General features: G+C 44.7%; 22 protein-coding genes and 1 riboswitch. Of the genes, 19 read left to right on the top strand and 3 right to left on the bottom strand.

Features of this window, described 5'->3' with window-relative positions:
* Positions 1 to 364: 364 nt before the first annotated feature.
* The 10 genes from G5B06_RS03325 to G5B06_RS03280 all read left to right on the top strand — a co-directional run bounded on the left by G5B06_RS03325 (position 365) and on the right by G5B06_RS03280 (position 8,992).
* Positions 365 to 1,468, top strand: a complete 1,104-nt coding sequence (locus G5B06_RS03325; RefSeq protein WP_173771358.1) for a DnaB-like helicase C-terminal domain-containing protein — start codon at positions 365 to 367, stop codon at positions 1,466 to 1,468.
* Between the two features lie 39 nt (positions 1,469 to 1,507).
* The gene (locus G5B06_RS03320; RefSeq protein WP_173771356.1) at positions 1,508 to 2,602 is read left to right on the top strand and encodes a hypothetical protein; all 1,095 of its coding nucleotides are present in this window, start codon (positions 1,508 to 1,510) and stop codon (positions 2,600 to 2,602) included.
* A gap of 117 nt (positions 2,603 to 2,719) precedes the next feature.
* On the top strand, positions 2,720 to 3,961 hold the full coding sequence (codB, locus tag G5B06_RS03315; protein WP_173771354.1) for a cytosine permease: 1,242 nt from the start codon (positions 2,720 to 2,722) through the stop codon (positions 3,959 to 3,961).
* Positions 3,962 to 4,050: 89 nt separating this feature from the next.
* A riboswitch (cyclic di-GMP riboswitch) is annotated at positions 4,051 to 4,126 on the top strand.
* A gap of 99 nt (positions 4,127 to 4,225) precedes the next feature.
* Complete coding sequence (locus G5B06_RS03310; protein ID WP_173771352.1) at positions 4,226 to 4,870, top strand: hypothetical protein; 645 nt, start codon at positions 4,226 to 4,228, stop codon at positions 4,868 to 4,870.
* A gap of 10 nt (positions 4,871 to 4,880) precedes the next feature.
* Positions 4,881 to 5,072, top strand: a complete 192-nt coding sequence (locus G5B06_RS03305) for a diguanylate cyclase domain-containing protein (RefSeq protein ID WP_173771350.1) — start codon at positions 4,881 to 4,883, stop codon at positions 5,070 to 5,072.
* A 157-nt stretch (positions 5,073 to 5,229) separates the two neighbouring features.
* Entirely contained in the window at positions 5,230 to 5,451 is a 222-nt protein-coding gene (locus G5B06_RS03300) for a hypothetical protein (protein ID WP_148445595.1), read from the top strand.
* A gap of 17 nt (positions 5,452 to 5,468) precedes the next feature.
* Positions 5,469 to 5,687 (top strand): hypothetical protein, encoded by a 219-nt coding sequence (locus G5B06_RS03295; RefSeq protein ID WP_173771348.1) that lies wholly within the window; start codon positions 5,469 to 5,471, stop codon positions 5,685 to 5,687.
* A 97-nt stretch (positions 5,688 to 5,784) separates the two neighbouring features.
* The gene (locus G5B06_RS03290; RefSeq protein WP_173771346.1) at positions 5,785 to 6,492 is read left to right on the top strand and encodes an AzlC family ABC transporter permease; all 708 of its coding nucleotides are present in this window, start codon (positions 5,785 to 5,787) and stop codon (positions 6,490 to 6,492) included.
* A gap of 9 nt (positions 6,493 to 6,501) precedes the next feature.
* Positions 6,502 to 6,828 (top strand): branched-chain amino acid transporter permease, encoded by a 327-nt coding sequence (locus G5B06_RS03285; RefSeq protein ID WP_274602816.1) that lies wholly within the window; start codon positions 6,502 to 6,504, stop codon positions 6,826 to 6,828.
* A gap of 646 nt (positions 6,829 to 7,474) precedes the next feature.
* Positions 7,475 to 8,992 carry a CoA-acylating methylmalonate-semialdehyde dehydrogenase gene (locus G5B06_RS03280; protein ID WP_148445589.1) on the top strand — a complete coding sequence of 506 codons (1,518 nt, stop codon included), beginning with the start codon at positions 7,475 to 7,477 and terminating at the stop codon, positions 8,990 to 8,992.
* Positions 8,993 to 9,215: 223 nt separating this feature from the next.
* On the opposite strand, the gene G5B06_RS03275 is transcribed toward G5B06_RS03280, so the two are convergent.
* A complete protein-coding gene (locus tag G5B06_RS03275) occupies positions 9,216 to 9,980 on the bottom strand; it encodes a DeoR/GlpR family DNA-binding transcription regulator (RefSeq protein WP_144092680.1) in 765 nt (254 codons plus the stop codon).
* 94 nt (positions 9,981 to 10,074) lie between these two features.
* On the bottom strand, positions 10,075 to 11,715 hold the full coding sequence (gene hcp / locus G5B06_RS03270) for a hydroxylamine reductase (RefSeq protein WP_173771342.1): 1,641 nt from the start codon (positions 11,713 to 11,715) through the stop codon (positions 10,075 to 10,077).
* Positions 11,716 to 11,967: 252 nt separating this feature from the next.
* Here hcp and G5B06_RS03265 point away from each other — a divergent pair, with 252 nt between their 5' ends.
* From G5B06_RS03265 to G5B06_RS03245, 5 genes are all read left to right on the top strand, one after another.
* On the top strand, positions 11,968 to 12,384 hold the full coding sequence (locus tag G5B06_RS03265) for a Fur family transcriptional regulator (protein WP_148445585.1): 417 nt from the start codon (positions 11,968 to 11,970) through the stop codon (positions 12,382 to 12,384).
* Positions 12,381 to 13,331, top strand: a complete 951-nt coding sequence (locus G5B06_RS03260) for a metal ABC transporter substrate-binding protein (protein WP_173771340.1) — start codon at positions 12,381 to 12,383, stop codon at positions 13,329 to 13,331. The genes G5B06_RS03265 and G5B06_RS03260 overlap by 4 nt, the downstream gene beginning before the upstream one ends.
* 13 nt (positions 13,332 to 13,344) lie before the next feature.
* A complete protein-coding gene (locus G5B06_RS03255) occupies positions 13,345 to 14,007 on the top strand; it encodes a metal ABC transporter ATP-binding protein (protein WP_173771339.1) in 663 nt (220 codons plus the stop codon).
* Positions 14,004 to 14,801 carry a metal ABC transporter permease gene (locus G5B06_RS03250; RefSeq protein ID WP_173771337.1) on the top strand — a complete coding sequence of 266 codons (798 nt, stop codon included), beginning with the start codon at positions 14,004 to 14,006 and terminating at the stop codon, positions 14,799 to 14,801. Before G5B06_RS03255 ends, G5B06_RS03250 begins: the two co-directional genes overlap by 4 nt.
* Positions 14,802 to 14,897: 96 nt before the next feature.
* Positions 14,898 to 16,376 (top strand): S1C family serine protease, encoded by a 1,479-nt coding sequence (locus G5B06_RS03245; protein WP_173771335.1) that lies wholly within the window; start codon positions 14,898 to 14,900, stop codon positions 16,374 to 16,376.
* A 139-nt stretch (positions 16,377 to 16,515) separates the two neighbouring features.
* Here G5B06_RS03245 and G5B06_RS03240 read toward each other — a convergent pair whose 3' ends face one another.
* Positions 16,516 to 17,274, bottom strand: a complete 759-nt coding sequence (locus G5B06_RS03240; RefSeq protein WP_173771333.1) for a helix-turn-helix transcriptional regulator — start codon at positions 17,272 to 17,274, stop codon at positions 16,516 to 16,518.
* Positions 17,275 to 17,585: 311 nt separating this feature from the next.
* Between G5B06_RS03240 and G5B06_RS03235 the strand changes: the two genes are divergently transcribed.
* From G5B06_RS03235 to G5B06_RS03220, 4 genes are all read left to right on the top strand, one after another.
* Positions 17,586 to 18,941 (top strand): Na+/H+ antiporter NhaC family protein, encoded by a 1,356-nt coding sequence (locus G5B06_RS03235; RefSeq protein ID WP_173771331.1) that lies wholly within the window; start codon positions 17,586 to 17,588, stop codon positions 18,939 to 18,941.
* Between the two features lie 12 nt (positions 18,942 to 18,953).
* On the top strand, positions 18,954 to 20,570 hold the full coding sequence (locus G5B06_RS03230) for an amidohydrolase (RefSeq protein ID WP_173771329.1): 1,617 nt from the start codon (positions 18,954 to 18,956) through the stop codon (positions 20,568 to 20,570).
* Positions 20,571 to 20,654: 84 nt separating this feature from the next.
* Positions 20,655 to 22,136: an aldehyde dehydrogenase family protein gene (locus G5B06_RS03225; RefSeq protein ID WP_173771327.1), complete on the top strand. Its 1,482-nt coding sequence runs from the start codon at positions 20,655 to 20,657 to the stop codon at positions 22,134 to 22,136.
* Positions 22,137 to 22,226: 90 nt separating this feature from the next.
* A complete protein-coding gene (locus G5B06_RS03220; RefSeq protein WP_173771325.1) occupies positions 22,227 to 22,841 on the top strand; it encodes an AAA family ATPase in 615 nt (204 codons plus the stop codon).

Raw genomic sequence — 22,841 nt, 5'->3', positions numbered from 1 at the left:
TGGATAATTCCTTACTGGCTGTAAGGGATATTAACCATAAATATATTGTAGTAGAAAGGAATTTGATATGTATTGATTTTCAGTTCCTGTTGTCTGCATATGGTGTGGTACGCTTTATTCAGTTTTTTATTATCATTGTTTCTCCCGACAGAGCAGCTGCGCTGCGATTTAGCTTTTTGTGTTTTCTGTTCTGTTGGGATTTTTGTTGTAAAAGGGCAATGCAATGCCACAGCAGCAGGGACCGACGTGTCCGACTTCTTCACATACTGCGGATACCAATATCTGTACAGACAGCTTTTACCTGTGAGTTAAAGTGAGCGAAAGCGGGCCGAAGTGCCCTTTTTTTGTTAAAAGAGAAAATTTAATGAAAAATCAAACACATGGTTTTATTTTTGTTGTTCAGGATGCAGGTCTTACTTTTCTTGGCGCAAGGCCGGGAATGGGAAAGAGTACCTTTGCGTTGCAGATCGCTTCGGAAATTGCAGCGGCTGGTTCGCCGGTACTGTTTTATTCCCTGGAAATGCCATCGGTCCGTATGGAGGCAAAAATATTAAACCGTGCCATTCATATGCGATATCCGAACAGCTCCCTGACCGCAGACTGGTTCCTCAGAGAAGAAAACAATACAGGGAAACAAAAAGACTGGAAGCTGGTAGAAAAAGTGGGAAAAGAGATCAGCGGCAGTTTTGACAAGATGTACATAAAAGAGCGTAAAAAGCTTTCTGTTTCGGGCCGGGATATCGTTCAGGATGTGGAAATGTTCATGAACGAAAAGAAAGAAAAGCCTGTGGTTTTTGTAGATTACCTGCAGATTCTTTCTTCCTGCACAGGAAACAGGAATGCTACAGAGCGGCAGAAAAATGATGAGAATATTAATGAGCTCAGCGGTCTTTCCAACAAGTATGACCTGGCGGTTTTTGTGATCAGTTCCCTGAACAGAGAGTCTTACCGGGAGGAACAGCGATCTCTGAGAATGGATTCCTTTAAGGAGACAGGAGGAATCGAGTACTCTGCAAGCGTGATCCTGGGACTTCAGCCAAGAAATATCCGACAGCCCAAATTTAATTATGAACAGGAAATGTCGAAAGAGGTCCGGGAGCAGGAGATTGTTTTTCTGAAACAGAGATATGGAATATCCGGAATGAAGGCGAATGTAAGTGTGGATTTCCATGCAGCGAAAGATCTTTACACAGAAAAAGGAGCGTCCGGAAAAAAATCAGCCCAAAATGTTTCACGTGAAACAAAATCGAATAAGAAAAATACGGAGAATGTAAATGTTTTACCGAAAAAGAGCGGGATTGATTCAGAAGCCGCAGTACCGCAGGACGTGAAAGCCAATTCGGATTCACTGAAAAATACAGAAACACAAGTTCCGGAATCAGAACGCCCACAAACTCAAAATACAAATCTGGAATATCCGGATGATCCAAGAGCACGTCTGGCAGAAGAATTTCGAAGTCTCCTGTAATATTCCGGGAATCGCAACAGAAGAGAGGAAAGAATAACCATGAAAATACCTGATAATATTTACATGAACATATGCAAAGTATTTCAGGAAATATACAAAAATAAATTTGAACTGAATGAGCTGAATATTGCAGAGGTAGGCAGCCGCGGAAAAAATATGACATGCAGATACCGCATTACCGTTCCGGAAGAAATGGAGAGCGTGACATTTTCCTACTATGACGCGGTTGTTTATGATGCGGTCTACACCCTGTACAGAGCAAACTGTTCCAAATTAACCCTGACAGATTTACTCCGGGTAATGTCCGGAGACGAGAAAGTACGGTTTTACTGTACAAAAGGCAGGATACAAAAAAGAGAGCAGAGGCTTCGAGATTCCCTGGAAAAGCTTCGGAATACCACCATCGCCATCGATTACAGTGAAGAGGTCCAGATGCGGGAATTGAAAGATGACAAAGGAAAGCCACTGGAAGGTTTTGTAGCAGATTATCTGATTCCCGTAGCAGTGGAAAAAAACGGAAAAGCATACTGGTTTCTGGAAGGAAGGGAGCTTCCGGTCTATAAATATGCAGAAGATATCGGGCAGATGATTAGCGTGTCCCGGGAACTGCTTGATCCTGCAGCGCTCCTTAAAACAATGTTTCCGGATCAGGAATTTCAGAACAGTGAAGAAGGAAAAAAACTTCTGGAGAATGTAAAGTTTTCAAGTACAGATGAGATGATACTCCTGAAAAGGATCCTGATCCAGCGTCTTGAGATCATGAGAAACTCCAGAAATAATGCAGATGGCAGGCGAATTCGCTACTATGCCATGAAAGCAGAAGAGGGAATCCTGCCCATGGCAGATATCCGCAGAGAAAATTTTGAGCAGGATGTCCGGTTTGTCAGCGACCGGGGAAAAGTACGGTTCGAGAGCCGGGGTTGGAAGAATAAAGTACATGCGGTAAACAAAAAACTGTGCGCGATCCTGGATATCTACAAAAAATGCGGTTATGTGACAGAATACGAGCTTTTACGAAATGAACCGAGATCTCTGGTGAGAGGAGTGGAGATCCTGGGAGAGATCAAAAAGGTAGAACTTAGAAAAAAACGGGAAACGGAAACATCTGCGGAAAAAACTGCAGAAGAGAAATGATTTGTGTTATAATCTCCACAGCAAACAAAAGAAAGGAGACGGGAAAGGGCGGAGTGTGTAAGGGAAAACACTCCACAGAGTAACTGAAAACAGTATAAGATAAACAAAGGAGTAAAAATGAGCGAAAAAACAAAACCCCAGGTAACTGCGGCAGATGACGATTATTCCATGGAAGCAGTGCCGGAAAGTGCGAGAAAAGGATTCCGCAGCATGTTTTTTGTAATGCTGGGATTTACTTTCTTTTCCGCAAGCATGAGTGTCGGCGCGAAACTTGGAAACGGACTGGATCTGAACGGATTTGCGGCAGCCTGTGTCATTGGCGGTGTGATCCTGTCCGCATACTGCGGAATTCTTGCGTACATTGGTTCTGATACAGGAATGAGCATGGATCTTCTGTGCAGAAGAGCTTTTGGAAAAAAAGGTTCTTATCTTTCATCACTGGTACTTGGCCTCACACAGATCGGATGGTTTGGTGTCGGTGTTGCCATGTTTTCCATTCCAACTGCAGAATTACTGGGAATCAATAAATGGGTTCTGACGATTGTGGCAGGTCTTCTGATGACTATTACCGCAGCCACAGGAATGAAAGCGCTGGAGATCGTAAGTACGATTTCCGTGCCGCTGATCGTGATCCTGGGAGTATATTCCATGGTGACAGCGGCAGCAGACGGCGGTGGTCTGGCAGCAGTATTTAATCAGTCTGTGGGATCAATTACTTTATTTACCGGTGTTGGATACGTAATCGGATCTTTTATTTCCGGTGGTACGGCAACACCGAACTTTATTCGTTTTGCGAAGAATAACAAGGTTGCCGTATGGACAACTGTAATTGCATTTTTCCTTGGAAATACCCTGATGTTCTGTTTCGGAGCTATCGGTGGTGCGTTCACAGGAAAAGATGATATCTTTTATGTTATGATCGCACAGGGACTTGCGATTCCGGCGATCATCGTGCTGGGAGCCAATATCTGGACAACCAACAACAACGCACTGTACACCGGCGGACTTGCAATCTCAAATATCACCAATACAAGAATGAAGATTGCTACCTGTATTTCCGGTGTGATCGGAACCGCACTTGCGATCTGGTTATACTATAATTTTACAGGATGGCTGAATATCCTCAACTGTGCCCTGCCACCTATCGGCATCACAGTAATTCTGGACTTCTTCCTCCGACGTGACAAATATAAAGAAAAAAATGTACCGCTGCAGACAGCCAACTGGTTTAATCTGGCAGGTGTTGTGGCAGGTGCGGTGGCAGCCAATCTGATCCATGCAGGAATCGCGGCAGTAAACGCCATGGTAGTGGCAGCAGTATTCTATCTGATCGGATTTGCGGCAACAAAACAGAAATAACTTCAAAAAACAGGCGAATGTATATTTTTGCGAACAGCTATTGAAATGATCGTAGATAATGAGCTATAATTACTATAGAAAATAACTATGATCATAAAAGGCAAAACAGCTGAAAGACTGTGACGCAAAGCTATAGGGCCTGTAAAATGGCAGCCAGTTGCATAGATTTCAATGTAAACATGCACTATAGTACAACGTAAAGATACTATAGGGCATGTTTTTTATGCTCTGCGTTTATCAGCAGAGCATCAGTTAGGAGCAGAAATGCAGAAAATAAAATACGATAAAATACGAAAATTAGATAAAATCGTATTTCTTGCGCTGGGGCTTATTCTGATGGCGTTGGTTATCCAGATGGCTATTCTGAACTGGATCAACAACAAAAATACAGCGAAAATGTCAGAGGTACTGTTGGACCGGGTAGTCAATGTAATTGAGAAGAACGAAGACGACGAGAAAAATATGATCACGTCGCTGAAAGAGGACTATATTGTACGTGCCAAAGCAGTTGCCTATATTATCAATGCGAATCCAGATGCTGAGAACAATGTAGATGAGCTGAAAAAGATTGCGAATCTTATGTCTGTAGACGAAATTCATCTGTTTGATACTACGGGAAAAATCTACAGCGGTACCATACCGAAATATTACGGCTACAATTTTGATTCCGGAGATCAGATGGAATATTTTAAGCCAATGCTGGAAGACAAAACGCTTACTATGTGCCAGGATGTCACACCGAATACTTCCGAGGGAAAAAAGATGATGTATGCCATCACCTGGGATGAAACCGGTACCCGTATGGTTCAGGTTGGGATTAAACCGGTGCGGCTGCTGAATGAAGTAAAGCAAAATGAGATTTCTTCTATCGTAGAGAATATGCCTGAACCGGAGAGCCTACAAGGATGATCTGAACGGAATGTCCCTTGAATCGGAGTTTGTCTATGCTGCTCTGGATGTAAATGGATTGAAAGGGATAAATGATACACTGGGACATAATGCCGGTGACGAGCTGATTCAGGGCGCAGCGGGTATGGATGCACATATTACAAAGCCGGTCAATGAAAGTAAATTAAAAGAATGCATGGTGCGGCTGCTTGCAAGCAGGTAAGATATAAAAAACATAATGTTTCACGTGAAACATATAAAAGAAGTTCGGAGAAATCCGGGCTTCTTTTTTGCTCAGAGAGGTCAGGTAGCGGAGTGGATTATGAATGTGGTATAATAAAATAAATCATCAGCAAAACAGAACAGAAGGGAGAAAAATTATGAGCAAAATTGTAAATATCACATCAAGAGAAGATAAGGATCAGAAACTGCAGGATATTGCCAATTCACTGGAAGAGCTGAAAGACGTTATGGCAGAAGTCATTGATGCATATGAGGAAGATCATGCAGACAGTCGGAAAATGGATACGCTGACAGAAGCGCTGGACGCACTGGAAGATGCTTACGAGGCAGTGAATGATGTGCTGTTGGATGAATTATAAAGAGGGCGGCCTGAATTATGCAGTATAAAGTAATCAGAATCGAAGAGGATATGAATTTTGGATGCGAAGAACGGCAGCCTGGAGAAAGGCTTATGTCGGTGGTGATACTGGAAAGTGAAGATGGACGGGAAATCAGTCTGAAGCATGATGATGAACGTTTGTATGAAAGAGATATCAACGAAGGAGATATCGTTACGCTGGATGAAAATCGTGAGATCTGGAAAGTTCAGGCATGAAAACGTTTGCAAAAAAATGCTGATGGATATTCTTGACAGTTCCGGTAGGAAAAAGTAAAGTATAACGTGGAAATGAATGAAAGGAAATATCTGAGGCATGAAGAAAAAAGCATTTAAAGCAGCCTTTCCGTATACGTTGCCTATCTGTGTGGGCTTTCTTTTTCTGGGAATGTCGTATGGATTTATGATGCGAAGCAAGGGATTTTCCTTTGTATATCCGTTGTGCATGAGCTTTTTTATTTACGCAGGTTCCATGGAATTTGTTACGGCAAATCTGCTTTTGTCAGCGTTTAATCCGGTGTATGCATTCTTTTTGACATTGATGGTAAATGCAAGACATCTGTTTTATGGAATTTCCATGCTGGAGAAATATAAGAATACAGGATGGAAGAAGTTTTATCTTATTTTTGGAATGTGTGACGAGTCATTTACGGTCAACTGTACCGTAGATCCTCCGGAAGATGTGGACAGAGGATGGTTTATGTTCTTTGTCAATGCACTGAATCAGTTTTACTGGGTGGCTGGTGCGACTTCCGGTGCACTTCTGGGGTATGTGATCCATTTCAATACAAAAGGCATTGATTTTGTTATGACTGCGCTGTTTGTAGTTATGTTTATCAATCAGTGGGAAGAGGCAGAAGATCATAAACCTGCACTGGTAGGTGTTGTATGCTCTGTAATCTGCCTGATACTCTTTGGAAGTGATAGTTTTATCCTTCCGGCAATGGCATCCATTATTTTATGCTTCCTGGGAATGAAGAAGTATGGGGAGAAAAGAAAAAAAGAGTGTATACAGGAGGGATAAAGAATGACTATGACAATAACGCAGCAGATTATAACCGTTGCTGTAGTAGTTCTGGGAACTATGACAACGCGATTTCTGCCGTTTATCATATTTCCGGAAGGAAAAGAACCACCGGCTGTGATTACCTATCTGGGAAAAGTATTGCCTTATGCAGTGATTGGATTGCTGGTAGTGTTCTGCTTAAAAGATGTGCCGGAAAGTACTCACTTTGGATTGCCGGAATTGATTGCCATTCTGTTTATTGTGGTGTTACATAAATGGAAGAAGAGCACGCTGCTCAGCATAGGCGGTGGCACGGTACTTTATATGGTTCTGGTGCAGACAATATTTGGGTAATCCGGAATCCGCAGAAATTATAACGATGATAAGATATGAGATAATGTATGGAAAATATGTTATTTCATGTCTTTTTTTGTTTAAATGGCAAATTGAGATGATATCTGCTGGTTCCAGGTGTCTGAAATACCGGTGGTTGGGTAAAAAATGATAGTGTACGCATTGTGCGTACAAATGTATTTTTGACTTACTGAAATATACGAGGATTTTTGCTCTTTTTTATTACTTTTTAATCGAATGCGGATTACGAATATCCGCTTGACCTAAATTAAGGAAGTCCCCTGCGGGGGTGTGAAAAGCAATAATGGTGTATTTTTCGGATGTTGTTTCGGGCACCGTTCCGGGTGCATGTTACGGAAATAACAAAAATGAGTATCTTTTGCAATAATATTGAATAAAAAAGCAGAAAGATGGGACATGAATTTACACCATAAACACGACTGTTACAAGAGTTTACATAGTGTATCTGAAATATCATAAAATGTGAATAAATTAACACATATTCTTGTGGATATACTCAAAATATAACCATACTATATTGACAAAGACAAAAAGAAATGATAATATGTGACCAGAACGAAATGAGAACGACAGAAATTTATGTAATGAAAAAATAAAAGATAAACACGAAAGGGGTATCTTGAAAATGGCTGAGATTAAGAAAATGGGTTACTGTGTAAACGGTGAGTGGAAAGAGTCAAAAGCAGAGAAATACATGGATGTTACAGATTCCAGTACAGGTGAGGTAATCGCACAGGTTCCTTGCTGTACACCAGATGAAGTAGAAGAGGCAATTGCTTCCGCACAGGCTGCATTCCCGGAATGGTCCTCACTTTCTCTTGCAAAGAGACAGCAGTATATGTTCAGATGGAGAGACGTTCTTTATGCACATAAAGAAGAACTTTCCGTACTTTGTGCAAAAGAGCTTGGAAAGAACATCAAAGAGGCAAGAGGAGATGTTCAGAAAGCAATCGAGCCTACAGAAGAGGCATGTGCACTGCCAACAATGATCCAGGGTGATGCTGCAATGCAGGTAACTACAGGATATGACACAGCTACATACCGCAAACCACTTGGAGTAACTGCTGGTATTGTTCCGATGAACTTCCCTGCAATGATCCCATGGGGCTGGATGGTTCCGCTTTCCATCGCATGTGGAAATACAGTAGTACTGAAAGCAAGCTCCCAGACACCACTGACAGCTATGAGAATCATGGAGCTCTTCTATACAGAAGGCGGATTCCCGAAAGGTGTTGTAAACCTTGTAACATGCAGCCGTGTAGAGGCTGATATCCTTCTTACAGATGAGAGAGTAAAGGCTGTTACATTCGTAGGAACAACAGGCGTTGGTAAACAGGTATACTCCAAAGCAGCAGCTCATGGCAAACGTGTTCAGGCACAGTGTGAGGCGAAGAACCATGCACTTGTACTTGAGGATTGCAACCTTGAGGCTACTGTTAACGCAATCATCAACTCCACATATGGATGCGCTGGTATGAGATGTATGGCTCTTCCGGTTGTATGCGTACAGGAGAGTATTGCAGACGAATTTGTTGCACTTCTTAAGAAAAAAGCAGAAGCTATGAAACTTGGATGTGCTTATGATGAAGCTACAGATCTCGGCCCTGTTGTAAATGCAGGCCACAAGGAGAAAATCTGCAACTGGATCCAGAAAGGTATCGATGAGGGTGCAGAGCTTGTACTTGACGGACGTAATGTAGTAGTTCCTGGATATGAGAACGGATTCTTCGTAGGACCGACAATTCTTGACCATGTAACACCTGAGATGACAGTTGGAAACCGTGAGATCTTCGGACCGGTAACCTGCATCAAACGAGTAAAAGATTATGAGGAAGGCATCGCAATTATGAATGCCAACCCATTTGCAAATGGTTCCTGTATCTTTACACAGAGTGGATACTACAGCCGTAAATTCGCTATGGAGACAGACGGCGGTATGGTTGGAATCAACGTTGGTATTCCGGTTCCGACAGCATACTTCCCATTCTCCGGAAACAAAGATTCCTTCTTTGGTGATCTGCATGTTCTTGGAAAAGACGGATATCGTTTCTTCACAAGAGCAAAAACAGTTACAACACACTGGTTTGATGAAGCTGCCGGAAAGAGAAAAGTCGGCACATGGGAAGGAAGTACTGAGGCATAAAAACGCTTCGTAAATAAATCTATGACACTGTAAGGCAGACCACGTAAGTTCTGCCTCTTAGATAAAATCCTCTATTGAAAAGAACATATTCAAAAACGGTGCATCTGCTGAACTCCCGGCAGGTGCACTGTTTTTATGTAAAGAAAAACGTGTATCTGTAAATTCCTTTCTGGGGAATTTACAGATACACGTTTTCTGATGTCAGAATAAGAGGTTATTTTGTTCAGTCAGTGGTCATAACACGAATACCATGCTCCTGGCAGAAAGTGTCGTATTCTTCAGGTAGTGGCTGGTCTGTGACGATAGCATCCAGCTTTTCTATCGGAGAATAGGTCATAAGTGAGATCCGGCCGAATTTGGAATGATCTGCAAGAAGGATCATGCTGTTGGCGTTTTCCGCAATGGCTTTCTTTGTGATGTATTCTTCGGCACTGGCATTGGTGAGTCCGCTCTTCATTGTTACACCTGTGCAGGCCATAAAAGCCATGGAAATGTTGTAAGTCTGCAGATAATCATTGATATCCGGCCCTGTGAAAGACAGGGTTTTCCGGTTCAGTTTTCCGGGAACGGAAATAATGTCCAGGTTCGGATAGGATGCTGCCTTGTTGAAGATAAGCAGGCTGTTGGTAAGGATTGTGCAGTGCTTATCTGCAATAAAATCAACCAGGTTCAGGCAGGTTGTGCCGGTATCGATATAGATGGTGTCGTCTTCTGCCACAAGTTCTGCGGCACGGCGGCAGATTTCTTTCTTTTCTTCCGGAAAACGTCCGCCACGCTCTTCATAAGACAGAAGGGGGAGTGTCTGTGGAGTCTCAAGTGCTGCGACACCGCCATATACTTTCATGATACTGCCACGTTTCAGAAGGATGTCGACATCTCTTCTGATGGTGTTTTTGGATACGTTGAATTTCTCACATAATGTATCGAGAGAAGCGTTCTTATGCTCCAGCACATATTCTTCGATCATGTCCAGTCGCTGTGATTTCATAGAGGTCTACCTTCTTTCTGTTGGTTAAGTCTTGGTTATATTTTATCATAAAAGAAGGCAGAGATAAAGTGCTTTTATACGAACATACCAAAAATTATTTCCCGAAAAACAGTTCCATATCTTCCTCCACACGGTTAATTCCTGCGATACCAAAATTATTAATCAGAATTTTGGTTACATTTGGAGAGAGGAATGCCGGAAGCGTTGGTCCAAGGTGGATATTTTTTACCCCGAGGGAAAGCAGTGCCAGGAGAACAATCACGGCTTTCTGCTCATACCAGGCGATATTGTAGATGATCGGAAGTTCATTGATATCATCAAGGCCAAAAACTTCCTGAAGTTTCATGGCGATCACTGCAAGGGAGTAGGAATCGTTGCACTGGCCTGCATCCAGAACACGTGGGATTCCGTTGATGTCTCCAAGGTTCAGTTTGTTGTAACGGTATTTTGCACAGCCTGCGGTGAGGATCACGGTATCTTTTGGGAGGGCCTGGGCAAAATCGGTGTAGTAGCTTCGGGATTTTGCACGTCCGTCACAGCCGGCCATGACCACGAATTTACGGATGGTGCCGGATTTCACAGCTTCTACAATCTGGTCGGCAAGGGCGATCACCTGATTGTGGGCAAAACCCCCGACGATTTCGCCATGTTCGATTTCTGTTGGAGCTGCACAGCGTTTTGCGTGGCTGATGATCTGGGAGAAATCTTTTTTGCCGTCAGGCCCCGGAGTGATGTGGGTGCAGCCTGGATAACCGGTGGCACCTGTGGTGTAGATCCGGTCTTTGTAGCTGTCCTTTGGAGGAACGATGCAGTTGGTGGTCATGAGGATGGGACCGTTAAAGCTTTCGAATTCTTCTTTCTGTTTCCACCAAGCATTTCCGTAGTTGCCTGCAAAGTTCGGATATTTTTTGAACGCCGGATAGTAGTGGGCCGGAAGCATCTCGGAGTGAGTGTAAACGTCAACGCCGGTTCCTTTTGTCTGCTCAAGAAGCATTTCCAGATCGTGAAGATCGTGACCGGAAACCAGGATTCCGGGATTTTTGCCTGTGCCGATATTTACCTTTGTGATCTCCGGATTGCCGAAAGTTTCGGTGTTTGCCTGGTCGAGAAGGGCCATGCCACGGACACCGAATTTTCCGGTTTCCAGAGTGAGAGCTGTTAATTCTTCAGCGGTGAGACTGTCGTCCAGGGTTTTTGCCAGGGTGCTCTGGATAAAAGCATCCAGTTCCGGATCTTCACGGAGAAGGGCGTTTGCATGGCTGGTGTAGGCACAGAGTCCTTTCAGGCCGTAGGTGATCAGCTCGCGGAGGCTTCGGATATCCTCGTTTTTTGTGGCAAGAATGCTGGTGACATATCCCATGGACTCATAGTCCGCAGGGCTTTCCGGGTGCCAGAGTGCGGCGGCAGGAAGTCCTTTTCTGTCAGAAAGCTGAGTGAGAAGCTGCTCTTTGGCTGAGAGAGTTTCGCTGATTTTTGCAACAATGGAATCCTTGTCGAAATTTGCGTTTGTGATGGTGGTGAAAAGATTCTGAATCACCATGTGGTTAATATCAGAAGGAATTTCCCGGCCTTCACTTCGAAGTGCGGTGGTGATGGCGGAAAGTCCTTTTGTTACGTAAACGAGAAGATCCTGCATGGCGGCTACGTCAGGTTTTTTGCCGCAGACACCGGAGATGGTGCAGCCGGAACATCCGGCGGTTTCCTGACACTGATAACAAAACATTTTTGGTTCCATAATGTATACCTCCTGTGGTAAGTGGGTGGGTCTTTGAAAAGGAAGACCTGCTTTTTTTATTGTGAGTAATTCTGTGTTTTTTATCCCTGTCTTCAGGTGATGGAGAAAGGATAGCATGTGCCGGTGGAAAAATCGGTAACATATGATACAAAAAAATATCTTGACGGAAATCTTTTTTAAATGTAATATGAAAACGGTTTTCAAATTCAAATCTGTCATAGAAGGCAGTTGTTGAAAGAGAGTGAGAATTATATGGAAGAAAAAATGAAATACAGTACCAGGCAGCAGAAGATGATTCTGGAGTGCCTGCAGGAATATGGAGATACATTTTATACCATTGATCAGTTTATGGAGATTCTTCGTGGAAAAGAGATCCAGATCGGAAGGACAACGGTGTACAGAGGTCTGGAGCGTCTGCAGAAAGAGGGAGCGGTGCTGAAAGTTCCGTCTGTGGAAGGTGCACCTGCCCAGTATCGGTTTATCCGGGATGAGGAACGGAAGAATTATGGTAAGCTTGTGTGCCTGGAATGTGGACATACCATTCCTCTGCAGTGCGGATGTATCGATCATTTTGTGGGACATGTGCTGGATGAACACGGATTTGAGATCGACCAGAGCCGGACGATCTTTTATGGATATTGTGACAGCTGCAGGAGGCTTAAAAAATGAATTTTGACAGAGGGAAGATGGCTGCGGCAGCAGTTCTGGCGGCAACGCTCCTTGTGGTGAGTGGCGTGACCGGATATGGACTTTCCAGAGCCGGGACGGTTGGGCAGCCATTTGCGGATGATGGCCGGCTGAAAGTGATGACCAGTTTTTATCCCATGTATGATTTTGCCCGGAAGGTGGGCGGCGATAAGATCCAGGTGAAGGATATGGTTCCTGCGGGAACGGAGCCCCATGACTGGGAACCCGCGGCAACGGATATCCGGAATCTTGAGGATGCGGATGTTTTTGTCTACAATGGCGCAGATCTGGAACACTGGGCGGAGGATGTACGGGATACCCTGGAGAATCAGGATCTGGTGGTGACGGAAGCATCAGATGGTGTGGAGCTTCTGGATGGAGGCCATGATCATGCTCATGGTGACGACGGAAAAGATCCTCATGTCTGGCTGTACCCTATGCGGGCGAAGCAGGAGATGGAGAATATTAAAGATGCTTTTGTAAAAGCGGATCCCAAGAACCGGGATTATTACGAAGCAAATTATGAGAAATATGCCGGTGAATTTGATGAGCTGGACCAGGAATTCCGGGATGGCCTGAAAGGTACGAAGAACCGGGATATCATTGTGGCTCATGAAGCTTTCGGGTATCTGTGTAATGCCTATGACCTGACACAGTTGGCCATTGAAGGCCTGACACCGGATTCCGAGCCTGATCCTGCCAAGATGCAGGAAGTGATCGAATATGCGAAAAAATACGACATCCATACCATATTTTTTGAGGAACTGGCAAGCCCCAAGGTGGCGAAGACAGTGGCCAAGGAAGTGGATGCGGTGACGGCTGTGCTGAATCCCATTGAGGGACTGAGTGAGGAAGATATAGAAGCCGGCGAGGATTATTTTTCTGTGATGAGGAAGAATCTGGAAGCGTTGCAGAAGGCGCTGAACTGAAAAAGGAGAAATTATGGGAATTTTGATAGAGAATCTTTCGTTCCACTACACGGGGACGCCTGTGCTGGAGCAGGTAAACCTGGAAGTAAAGGATGGGGATTATGCCATTCTTACCGGTGAGAACGGAAGTGGAAAAAGTACGTTTCTGAAGCTTCTTCTGGGTGAGCTGAAGGCCCAGGAGGGAAGTATTACCGTAAATGGAAAAGATATTTCTGCCACATTTGGAAAAGGAGATCTGGGATATGTTCCGCAGAACAGTATCAGCAGAAACCAGAATTTTCCGGCTACGGTGGAAGAGATTATGATGACAGGTGTGTATTCTTCTTCATGGAAGGCACGTTTTCAGGTGAAAAAAGAGATTCCACGTCTGAAAGCCGCACTTGCGGAGATGGAAATGGAAGAGTTCTGGAAAAGAAGGATCGGAGATCTTTCCGGAGGACAGCAGCAGAGGGTTATGCTGGCACGTGCACTGGCAGGAAAACCGAAGATCCTGATCCTGGATGAGCCTACCACAGGAATGGATATGGTTTCTGTGAAAACACTTGCAGAAGTTCTGAGGAAGCGGAATGAGGAACAGGGGCTGACGATCCTTATGGTTACTCATGGAAATTCCGGTGAATTCAAAGGGGCAAATCGGTTCTTCAAGGCAGAAGAGGGGAGGATTGACGAGGTATGAGTATTTTACAGTATGGATTTATGCAGAGGGCTTTTCTCGTGGGAATCCTTCTGGCAGTGATCACACCCTGTATCGGGATCACCATTGTTCTGAAACGGATGTCCATGATCGGAGATGCACTTTCCCATTCCTCTTTGGCCGGCGTTGTGCTGGGACTGATCCTGGGAGTGAACCCGGTGGCTGGTGCGGTAGTGATGTGTATTGTGGCAGCACTTGGAATTGAAGCAATCCGCAAAAAAATCCCGCGTTATTCCGAGGTGGCGATTTCCATTGTCATGTCCGCTGGAATCGGACTTGCCGGTGTGCTGTCTGGTTTTGTGGAAAACGGTGCAAGTCTGAACAGCTTTTTATTTGGAAGTATTGTGTCCATCAGTGAAGGAGAGCTGGCGCTGGTAGTTGTGATCAGCGTGCTGGTTCTGGCAGCGGTGCTGTTTTTTTACAGGGAGCTGTTTTATATCGGATTTGATGAAAATGCGGCAAGGATCTCCGGCGTTTCCGTGCGGAATATTAATTTTCTTTTTACGATTCTCACGGCGCTGACCGTTTCCATTGCGTCCCGTACTGTGGGAACCCTGATCGTTTCTTCCATGCTGGTAGTTCCGGTGGCATGCGGAATGCAGATGGCAAAAAGTTATAAGGGGACTCTGGTGTGTGCCATTGTTGTGGCGGTATGTACGACCATTGCCGGACTTTTTCTTTCCTATTATGCGGGACTGAAACCCGGTGGAATGATCGTTCTTCTTGAGGTTGCATGGTTTGTGATCGTGATGTCTGTGAAAAGTTTTAACAAATAAAACACATTTTTCCCACAAAGTAAACACAATTAAACCCTATACTTTGAAGCATCAAAAGGAAACAGAGAAGAAATTTTTCCAGGGAGGGACTTAATCATGAATAACAACAGAAAATTAAAAATAAAGAAAATGATGAAGAAAGGTGCAACCATCAGCCTGTGTGCAGTACTTGCAGGTGGCATTGGAGTTGGCGCATATGAAGGAGTGAACTATTTCACAGGAGCACAGTCTGTACAGGCTGCAACCGACAGCTCTGAGAAGCTGACTCTTATGAAATCTGAGAAAAAATCAGATAAGAGTACCGAAGATACAACAGATACAAAATCTTCTGATACAAAGGGCAGTCTGGATGTATCCGATGTTGCTGAGGAGGCAATGCCTTCTGTAGTTGCCATCACAACCAAGTCTGTTCAGGAGGTTCAGAATTATTACAGTATGTTTGGCTCTCAGTATGCACCGAGCCAGGAGCAGGAAGTTCAGGGAAGCGGTTCCGGTATTATTATCGGAAAAACAGATTCTGAGCTGCTGATCGCTACAAACTATCACGTTGTAGATGGTGCGGATACTTTGTCCGTTGCTTTTGCAGATGGAAGTGCTTATGAAGCTACAGTAAAGGGCTTTGATGAAAACGAGGATCTTGCAGTTGTTTCTGTTGCAACGAAGGATGTTTCAGATGATACAATGGATGCGATTTCTGTTGCAAAGATCGGAAGCTCTGATGATCTGAAGATCGGTGAGCAGGTTGTTGCCATTGGTAATGCACTTGGCTATGGCCAGTCCGTTACTACCGGTATTGTCAGTGCTAAGAACCGTAAGACAGATGCATCAGGACAGATCGAGGGTGATTCTACAGATAACAGCAGCAGTATCAACAAGGGCGTGAACCTGATCCAGACAGATGCGGCTATCAATCCCGGTAACAGTGGTGGTGCACTTCTGAATATGGATGGTGAGGTTGTTGGTATCAACTCTTCCAAGCTTGCTTCTACTGAGGTTGAAGGTATGGGTTATGCCATTGCAATTTCAGATGTTGCGGATTCTCTTGAGAACATGATGAATGCCAAGGCAAGAGATAAAGTGGATAACCATGGTATCCTTGGTATCACAGGCAGCACGGTAAGTACTGAGGCTGTACAGATTTATGGCATCCCGCAGGGTGTATTTGTTTCTGAGGTAACCGAAGGCGGCCCTGCCGATGATGCAGGTATTACCAAGAATATGGTTATTACGGAGTTTGATGGTAAGACCATTACCAGTATTGATCAGCTGGTTGAGCTGCTTCAGTATTATGAGCCGAAGGAAAAGATTGATGTTACGGTTGCGGTTCTGGATGGTAATGAGTATAAGGAGAAGACACTTACTGTGAAACTTGGTAAGGATGACAGTTCCAGCAAGGATAGTAAGGACAGCTCTGATGAAAGCGCGGCACAGGATAGCCAGGATTCCCAGGATGCAGATATCCCAGATATCCAGGGAGGACAGGATGACTCCGATCAGGGGGATGCAGATGCATTTGCTGATGATGGAGAAGCCAGCCTTTTCAGAGATTTTGAACAGAATGGCTTACACGACTGATCAGACCTAAATTGAAGACTCTGTAGTTAATCCGAGATCAGGAAACTACAGAGTCTTTTTCACACCCATCATTTGAAAAAAACAGCCCGGGAGGACACGCCTCCCGGGAGTCCCTTATTCGAATCCCCTTCCAACATCACTACTGCATACGCAATCGCAAAAGCTCCCACCGGGAAGTCACATTAGTTTTACGAAAAATATTCTGCAGATGCTTCTGCAAAGTGTTTTCACGAATCCCCAGGGACCTGGCAATCTCATCATTGTTTCGATACTGAAAGATCAGCTCTGCAATCTGAAGCTCTCTGGCAGTAAGATGGTTATTAGCCTTCAGGCGTCCGAGAGTTTGCCTAAGACTAGAGGCCTGAGGCTGCTGGTGGGCGATCTGATAAAGCACTGCGTTCAAGTGCATGCCAATAGCCTGAAGGAAGAACATATCTTCATTGGTAAAAGGCCCATCCTTTTCCGTGCGAAAGAGCGTAAGGACACCCAGAAGTTCCTGATGGTAGACACTGGCATACTGCATGGAATCAAAAATGTGAAATTTCCGGTAGCAGTGAACATAGAGAGGAGAATTCAGACGCTGCTGATCCTCCAGCAGATCGCTCTCGCGGACAAGACGAGGCTCACGGGAATGGAGAAGCCAGAGAAGATGATCTTCATCGGCTACCTTCATGTATTCATTTTCGGCTTCGATGAAAGCTTCTGGGATACAAATGGGACTGGTGAGACGGATAGTATCAGGGTCTTCGGTGTTTTCATGGAGAAGAATACTGGCGTAGCTGTAAGGGATCACCATTTTCAGGCGATGTAGAAATTTAGCCTTGATCTCGTTGAGGCTGGTGCAGGAATAGAGATCGTAGATTATGTCGTTGATCATCAGGAAGGTATTTTTTTCCATGAGGGTTCTCCTTTTCTTCAGACAAGATTTTGTTAAAATCAGTATACTATCACATATACTTAAAATCAAGTATATATACTTGAAAAACATTAATTCAACTCCCGAAATTAAGCATTGTATCAGAGACTGAAAAATAATAGTATATCAGTATCAAAATAATAAAAGCACGAAACGTACGATGGTGTATTGATTGCGGCAGCGCAATGAATACGCCATTTTTTGTTTCACGAAAAAGTCTGTTGATGCAAAGGGGCATATCCGTTTGACGGGTATGTCCCTTTTTGTCCGGCAGAAAGAAAGGGGAGAAAAAAATGAATACTGGACTGATTGCAATTTTTATTCTTCTGGTTATTATCGTCGGTGCGATCGCAACCAGAAGATGTGTGGAATTTCTGATCGGAGGTTCTCTTCTGGCGGCCATATTTATGTATGGGAAGGATTTCCTGCCGCAATGGTGTACGCTGATCCAGGATGTGCTTGCTGAAAATGTATGGATCGTTCTGGTGTGTGGTCTGTTTGGAAGTCTGATCGCTCTTCTTCAGGAGTCGAAAGGTACTTTTGGCTTTCAGAAACTGGTTTCAAAATTCTGTAACACGGAGAGAAAAACCCTTCTTACTACTTTTGTTATGGGTATCCTGATCTTTGTGGATGATTATCTGAATGTGCTTTCCATCGGCGTCTGCATGAAAGGTGTCTGCGACAAACGTAAGATCCCGAGAGAGGCGCTGGCTTATATGCTGGATGCCACCGGTGCTCCGGTGTGTGTACTGCTTCCGTTTTCCACATGGGCTGTTTTTTACGCAAGTCTTTTTATTGATCAGGCAAGTGTGAAGGCGTTGGGATTTAAAACCGGTATCCAGGCTTATATCCACGCGATTCCGTATTGCTTTTATCCGATTCTTACCATTGCCATTGTTTTCCTCTTTGCGCTGGGTGTGATGCCGAAGCTAGGTGCAATGAAAAAAGCCTATAAACGTGTGGAGGAGACTGGTAAGGTTTACAGCGATGCCAGCAGAAAATATAACCATGATGACAGAAAAGGTTATGAGGAAGATGGTAACATCTGGAATTTCGTGATTCCGATGGGCGTGCTGGTTGCCATCGCTATTGCGACCAGTAACCTGCTTCTGGCAGTTGTGGTTTCCCTGATCATCTGTTTCATGCTTTATGTACCGCAGAAAGTGGTTGCACTGGATGATTTCTTTAACCTGATCGTCCGTGGCTTTGCAGATATGCTTCCCATCCTGATCCTTCTTGTAGTTGCTTTTGTTCTTCAGAAAGTGACAGAAGGAATGGGAATGACAGACTTTATTATTTCTGTTGCTAAACCGCTTCTCTGGGGCCCGGTTTTCCCGGCGATCGCTTTTGTTCTGGTTGCGGCACTTACCTTTACTACCGGTTCTCTCTGGGGCATGAGTGCAGTCGTTGCACCGATCGTATTTCCGCTTGGTGCAGCCATCAGCGCAAACCCGATCCTCATTATGGCAGCGATCATTTCCGGTGGTGCATTCGGAAGCCACGCCTGCTTCTATACAGACGCGACACTTCTTTCTTCCCAGAGTGCAGGTATCGACAATATGGAGCATGCGCTGTCACAGCTTCCATATGTAATTATTGCGAGTGTACTTTCCGTTGCGGGATTTCTGATCTGTGGTTTTGTGATGTAGGAGGGATGGCTTATGGGAAAATTTATTCTGAGAAGTAAAGCTGTTTTTACAGGTCTTGAAGATTTCCCCAGACCGGCAGCCATTGCGGTAGAGGACAAAAAGATCCAGGCAGTTCTTCCCTGGGATTTCCAGAGAGATAAGGATTATGCAGACTGGCCTCTTTACGATTACGGAGAAAAAATGATTATGTCCTCTTTCCTGGATGCACATACCCATCTTTTTTCCGGAGCAATTGATGGCAGCAGATATGTGTGTTCGGATCTGGGAAAAGGACGTTCCCAGGCGGAATGTGTAGAGATCATAAAAGAATTTGCCAAGGCCCATCCGGATTACAAAAGGATCCGTGGTTCCGGATGGTTTATCACAAACTGGGGTGACGAGCCGCTTCCGGATAAAAGGCTTCTGGATGAGGTCATTCCTGACAGGCCGGTGTATCTTTTCTGTGCGGACTGTCACAGCATGTGGCTGAATTCCAGAGCACTGGAAGAGGCCGGGATCGATCCGGACCGGAAAATGGATAACGGTGTAAATGTAAAGTTTGAAAATGGTGAATTAAGCGGACTTCTTCTGGAACCGGCAGCATGTGAACCGGCTCAGAAAAAATATATGGAGTTTTCGGAGGAAGAGATGCTGGAGATCCACCGGAATTTTCAGGATGTTCTGGCTGACAACGGAATTGCCGCGGCAAGCGAAATGTTTGCCGATGATTACACCGAAGAAACCCTGAAAAAATACGATATCCTGAAAAAACTGGACGAGGGAGAGGGCCTTAAGGCGCAGATCTTTTCCTATATGAAACTTTTTGGATATACGGAATTTTCGAAGTATTTTAAATTTCAGAAGTATTTTGATTCCCCGCATTTTCACATTGCGGGGGTAAAGGGATTTATTGATGGCGTGACGGAGACTTATACAGGACTTCTTCTGGAGCCTTATACCGATAAGCCGGAGACCTGCGGCGAGGGTCTTCCGTTATGGCCGGAGCGAAAAATGAAGAAAGAGATCATTGCGGCGAACAAGGCGGGGATCCAGGTAAGGCTTCACTGTATCGCAGATGGTTCCGTGCGGATGGCGCTGGATCTTTTTGAAAAATCTGCGGAAGTGAACGGGGAGCATGGTCTTCGAAATACCATCGAGCATATCGAAAATATCCATCCCGATGATCTGGATCGTTTTGCGGAGCTTGAGGTAATTCCTTCGGTCCAGCCTTATCATGTAACTCTTGCGGCAAATGGAAAGGTGAACCAGATCGGGGAAAAACGGGCAAGGCTTCAGTGGCCGTTCCGGACTTTGCTGGAGCATGAAGGAGCGCTGGCACTTGGAACCGATTATCCGGTTGTGACTATAGATCCCTTTACGACGATCTATGCGGCAGTTACAAGAAGAGATGATGACGGAAACCTGACATCCACCAACCCCTGGGAAAAAATCTCCATGGCAGATACTCTGAAAGCTTATACTTCCGGCGCAGCCCGTGTTTATCATGTGGAAGATTCCATGGGAACCCTGGAGCCGGGAAAAATGGCAGATATCATTGTTCTCAGCGGAGATCTTTTTGAAGTGGATAAAGAAGAAATCCGGGAGATGAAGGTGGAAGCGAATTATTTTGAGGGTGAGAAAATCCGGTGATCGCGCGAGTCAGAAGAGGGAATGAGAAGATTATAAAATGAGTCAATTATTTGAACTGGTTAAGAAAATAAAAGGAGGACGATTATGGAACTTCAGAAAATGTTTATTGATGGTGAATGGGTAGAAGGCAGCACAGGAAAATCAGTTCCTACATTAAATCCTTCAAATGGTGAGGTTCTTGCCATGGTGACGGAAGGAAATGTGGAGGATGTTGATAAAGCGATCGCAGCAGCGAAGAGATCTTTTTATGTGACAAGGGAATGGCGTGACATGGATTCCCAGACAAGAGCGGATATCCTTCTTCAGATCGCAGATGCCATTGATGCGGAAAAAGAGGATTTTGCCAAGCTGGACTGCATGGATCATGGAAAACCCTTAAGAGAGGCAGAGGCAGATGTGGATGACGCAGTTCACTGTTTCCGCTATTATGCAGGACTTTTAAAAATGCCACAGGGCGGCGTTTATGAAGTAAATGAAGGTTTTGGAAAAATGCATTCCTATACAGTTCATGAGCCGGTTGGCGTGTGCGGACTGATCACTCCATGGAACTATCCGCTGCTGATGGGTGTGTGGAAACTGGCTCCCGCTCTTGCAGCAGGTAACAGTGTGGTGTTTAAACCAAGTTCCAACTGTGTGCTTTCCTGTGTGAAACTGTTTGGGATTTTTGAGAAGATCGGAATGCCGAAGGGCAGCGTGAACCTGATCCTTGGACCTGGCGGAATCACAGGAAACCGCATTGCGGAGAGCAAAGATGTGGATATGGTTACTTTTACCGGAAGTACGGAAGTTGGACAGAGTATCATGCGTGCGGCAGCAGGTAATGTAAAAAAGATCGGCCTTGAGCTTGGCGGAAAGTCACCCAATGTGATCTTTGCAGATGCGGATCTGGACGGCGCAGTGGAATGGGCTATGATCGGTATTTTCCTGAATCAGGGCGAGGTGTGCTCCGCAGGTTCCAGAATTATCATCGAGGAAAGTATCAAGGATGAATTTGTGAAACGTCTTGCAAAGAAAGCAAATGCCATCACCATTGGAGATCCTATGGAGAATCCGGATATGGGGCCTTTGGTTTCTGAGAGCCATATGAATAAAGTTCTTGGATATATTAAGAAGGGTGTTGAGGAAGGTGCTACTCTTGTGTGCGGCGGCGAGCGTTACACAGAAGGGGAATGTGCGAAAGGTTTTTATGTAAGACCGACGGTGTTTGATAACTGTACTTCGGATATGACTATTGTCCGGGAGGAGATTTTCGGGCCGGTTGTGACCATCCAGACGTTTAAGACAGAGCAGGAGGCCATTGACATGGCAAATGATACGGAGTATGGTCTGGCTGGAGCGGTATTTACCGCCGATGGTTCCAGAGCGCTTCGGGTGATCAAGGAGATCCGTGCAGGTATTACCTGGATCAACTGTTATAACCCGGCATTTAATGAAGCTCCGTGGGGCGGTTACAAGAAGTCCGGAATCGGTCGTGATCTGGGCGTTCAGGGTCTCGAGGAGTATCAGGAGATCAAGCAGATCAATATTAATCTGAATCCGGGAATCGTCGGATGGTATGAACATTAAATGCAAAGGGAAAGCGGAATGAAAATGTCCGCTTTGCCGTTTTTCAGGGGTATATCGGAAGGATGTGTCTCTTAAATTGGAGGAAATCATATGGGAAAAAGTAAGTACGTAGTTACGATCACCAGACAGTTTGGAAGCATGGGGCGTCCTATCGCGAAAAAGATGGCGGAAAAACTGGGGATTGAATATTATGACAGGGATATTGTGGATCAGGCTGCAAAGAAGCTGAATCTTCCGGTGTCTGTTGTGGATGAAGTGGAAGAGACTGCGAAAAAAGTCAAAGTCAGCCCTTTTGCAAGAATGATGTTTCCTCTTGGAAAGGGAACCAGCAATACACAGGATAAAATTTTTGAGGCGCAGCAGAATATTATTAAATTTCTTGCGGAAAAAGAGACCTGTATTATTGTGGGAAGATGTGCGGATTTCACTCTGGAAGAGATGGAAAACGCCATGCATATTTATATTTATGCGCCGTATGAGGTTCGTGTGGAGCATTGTGTAAAGGACCTGAATATTGAGGTTGAAGAGGCCAGAAAAATGATCGTGGCTGTTGATGAAGCCCGTGATTCCTATCACATGCAGTATGCGGGTTATCATCCGGATGACAAGAATCATAAGAGTATTCTTGTGGACAGCAGTTTCCTTGGTGTGGAAGGCACCGCGGATTTCCTGGTGGATGCAGTGAAAAGGAAGTTTCAGTTATAG

Origin of the sequence: Blautia luti, assembly GCF_013304735.1 — a bacterium.
Taxonomy (GTDB): Bacteria; Bacillota; Clostridia; order Lachnospirales; family Lachnospiraceae; genus Blautia_A.
Note: the sequence above shows the minus strand (reverse complement) of the source record. Positions and strands in the feature narration are given on the sequence as shown.

What these genes read in the sequence shown, in the direction of transcription:
- G5B06_RS03325 (WP_173771358.1), top strand. Translation starts at nt 365, where the DNA reads ATGAAAAATCAAACACATGGTTTTATTTTTGTTGTTCAGGATGCAGGT.
- G5B06_RS03320 (WP_173771356.1), top strand. Translation starts at nt 1,508, where the DNA reads ATGAAAATACCTGATAATATTTACATGAACATATGCAAAGTATTTCAG.
- codB (WP_173771354.1), top strand. Translation starts at nt 2,720, where the DNA reads ATGAGCGAAAAAACAAAACCCCAGGTAACTGCGGCAGATGACGATTAT.
- G5B06_RS03310 (WP_173771352.1), top strand. Translation starts at nt 4,226, where the DNA reads ATGCAGAAAATAAAATACGATAAAATACGAAAATTAGATAAAATCGTA.
- G5B06_RS03305 (WP_173771350.1), top strand. Translation starts at nt 4,881, where the DNA reads ATGTCCCTTGAATCGGAGTTTGTCTATGCTGCTCTGGATGTAAATGGA.
- G5B06_RS03300 (WP_148445595.1), top strand. Translation starts at nt 5,230, where the DNA reads ATGAGCAAAATTGTAAATATCACATCAAGAGAAGATAAGGATCAGAAA.
- G5B06_RS03295 (WP_173771348.1), top strand. Translation starts at nt 5,469, where the DNA reads ATGCAGTATAAAGTAATCAGAATCGAAGAGGATATGAATTTTGGATGC.
- G5B06_RS03290 (WP_173771346.1), top strand. Translation starts at nt 5,785, where the DNA reads ATGAAGAAAAAAGCATTTAAAGCAGCCTTTCCGTATACGTTGCCTATC.
- G5B06_RS03285 (WP_274602816.1), top strand. Translation starts at nt 6,502, where the DNA reads ATGACAATAACGCAGCAGATTATAACCGTTGCTGTAGTAGTTCTGGGA.
- G5B06_RS03280 (WP_148445589.1), top strand. Translation starts at nt 7,475, where the DNA reads ATGGCTGAGATTAAGAAAATGGGTTACTGTGTAAACGGTGAGTGGAAA.
- G5B06_RS03275 (WP_144092680.1), bottom strand. Translation starts at nt 9,980, where the DNA reads ATGAAATCACAGCGACTGGACATGATCGAAGAATATGTGCTGGAGCAT.
- hcp (WP_173771342.1), bottom strand. Translation starts at nt 11,715, where the DNA reads ATGGAACCAAAAATGTTTTGTTATCAGTGTCAGGAAACCGCCGGATGT.
- G5B06_RS03265 (WP_148445585.1), top strand. Translation starts at nt 11,968, where the DNA reads ATGGAAGAAAAAATGAAATACAGTACCAGGCAGCAGAAGATGATTCTG.
- G5B06_RS03260 (WP_173771340.1), top strand. Translation starts at nt 12,381, where the DNA reads ATGAATTTTGACAGAGGGAAGATGGCTGCGGCAGCAGTTCTGGCGGCA.
- G5B06_RS03255 (WP_173771339.1), top strand. Translation starts at nt 13,345, where the DNA reads ATGGGAATTTTGATAGAGAATCTTTCGTTCCACTACACGGGGACGCCT.
- G5B06_RS03250 (WP_173771337.1), top strand. Translation starts at nt 14,004, where the DNA reads ATGAGTATTTTACAGTATGGATTTATGCAGAGGGCTTTTCTCGTGGGA.
- G5B06_RS03245 (WP_173771335.1), top strand. Translation starts at nt 14,898, where the DNA reads ATGAATAACAACAGAAAATTAAAAATAAAGAAAATGATGAAGAAAGGT.
- G5B06_RS03240 (WP_173771333.1), bottom strand. Translation starts at nt 17,274, where the DNA reads ATGGAAAAAAATACCTTCCTGATGATCAACGACATAATCTACGATCTC.
- G5B06_RS03235 (WP_173771331.1), top strand. Translation starts at nt 17,586, where the DNA reads ATGAATACTGGACTGATTGCAATTTTTATTCTTCTGGTTATTATCGTC.
- G5B06_RS03230 (WP_173771329.1), top strand. Translation starts at nt 18,954, where the DNA reads ATGGGAAAATTTATTCTGAGAAGTAAAGCTGTTTTTACAGGTCTTGAA.
- G5B06_RS03225 (WP_173771327.1), top strand. Translation starts at nt 20,655, where the DNA reads ATGGAACTTCAGAAAATGTTTATTGATGGTGAATGGGTAGAAGGCAGC.
- G5B06_RS03220 (WP_173771325.1), top strand. Translation starts at nt 22,227, where the DNA reads ATGGGAAAAAGTAAGTACGTAGTTACGATCACCAGACAGTTTGGAAGC.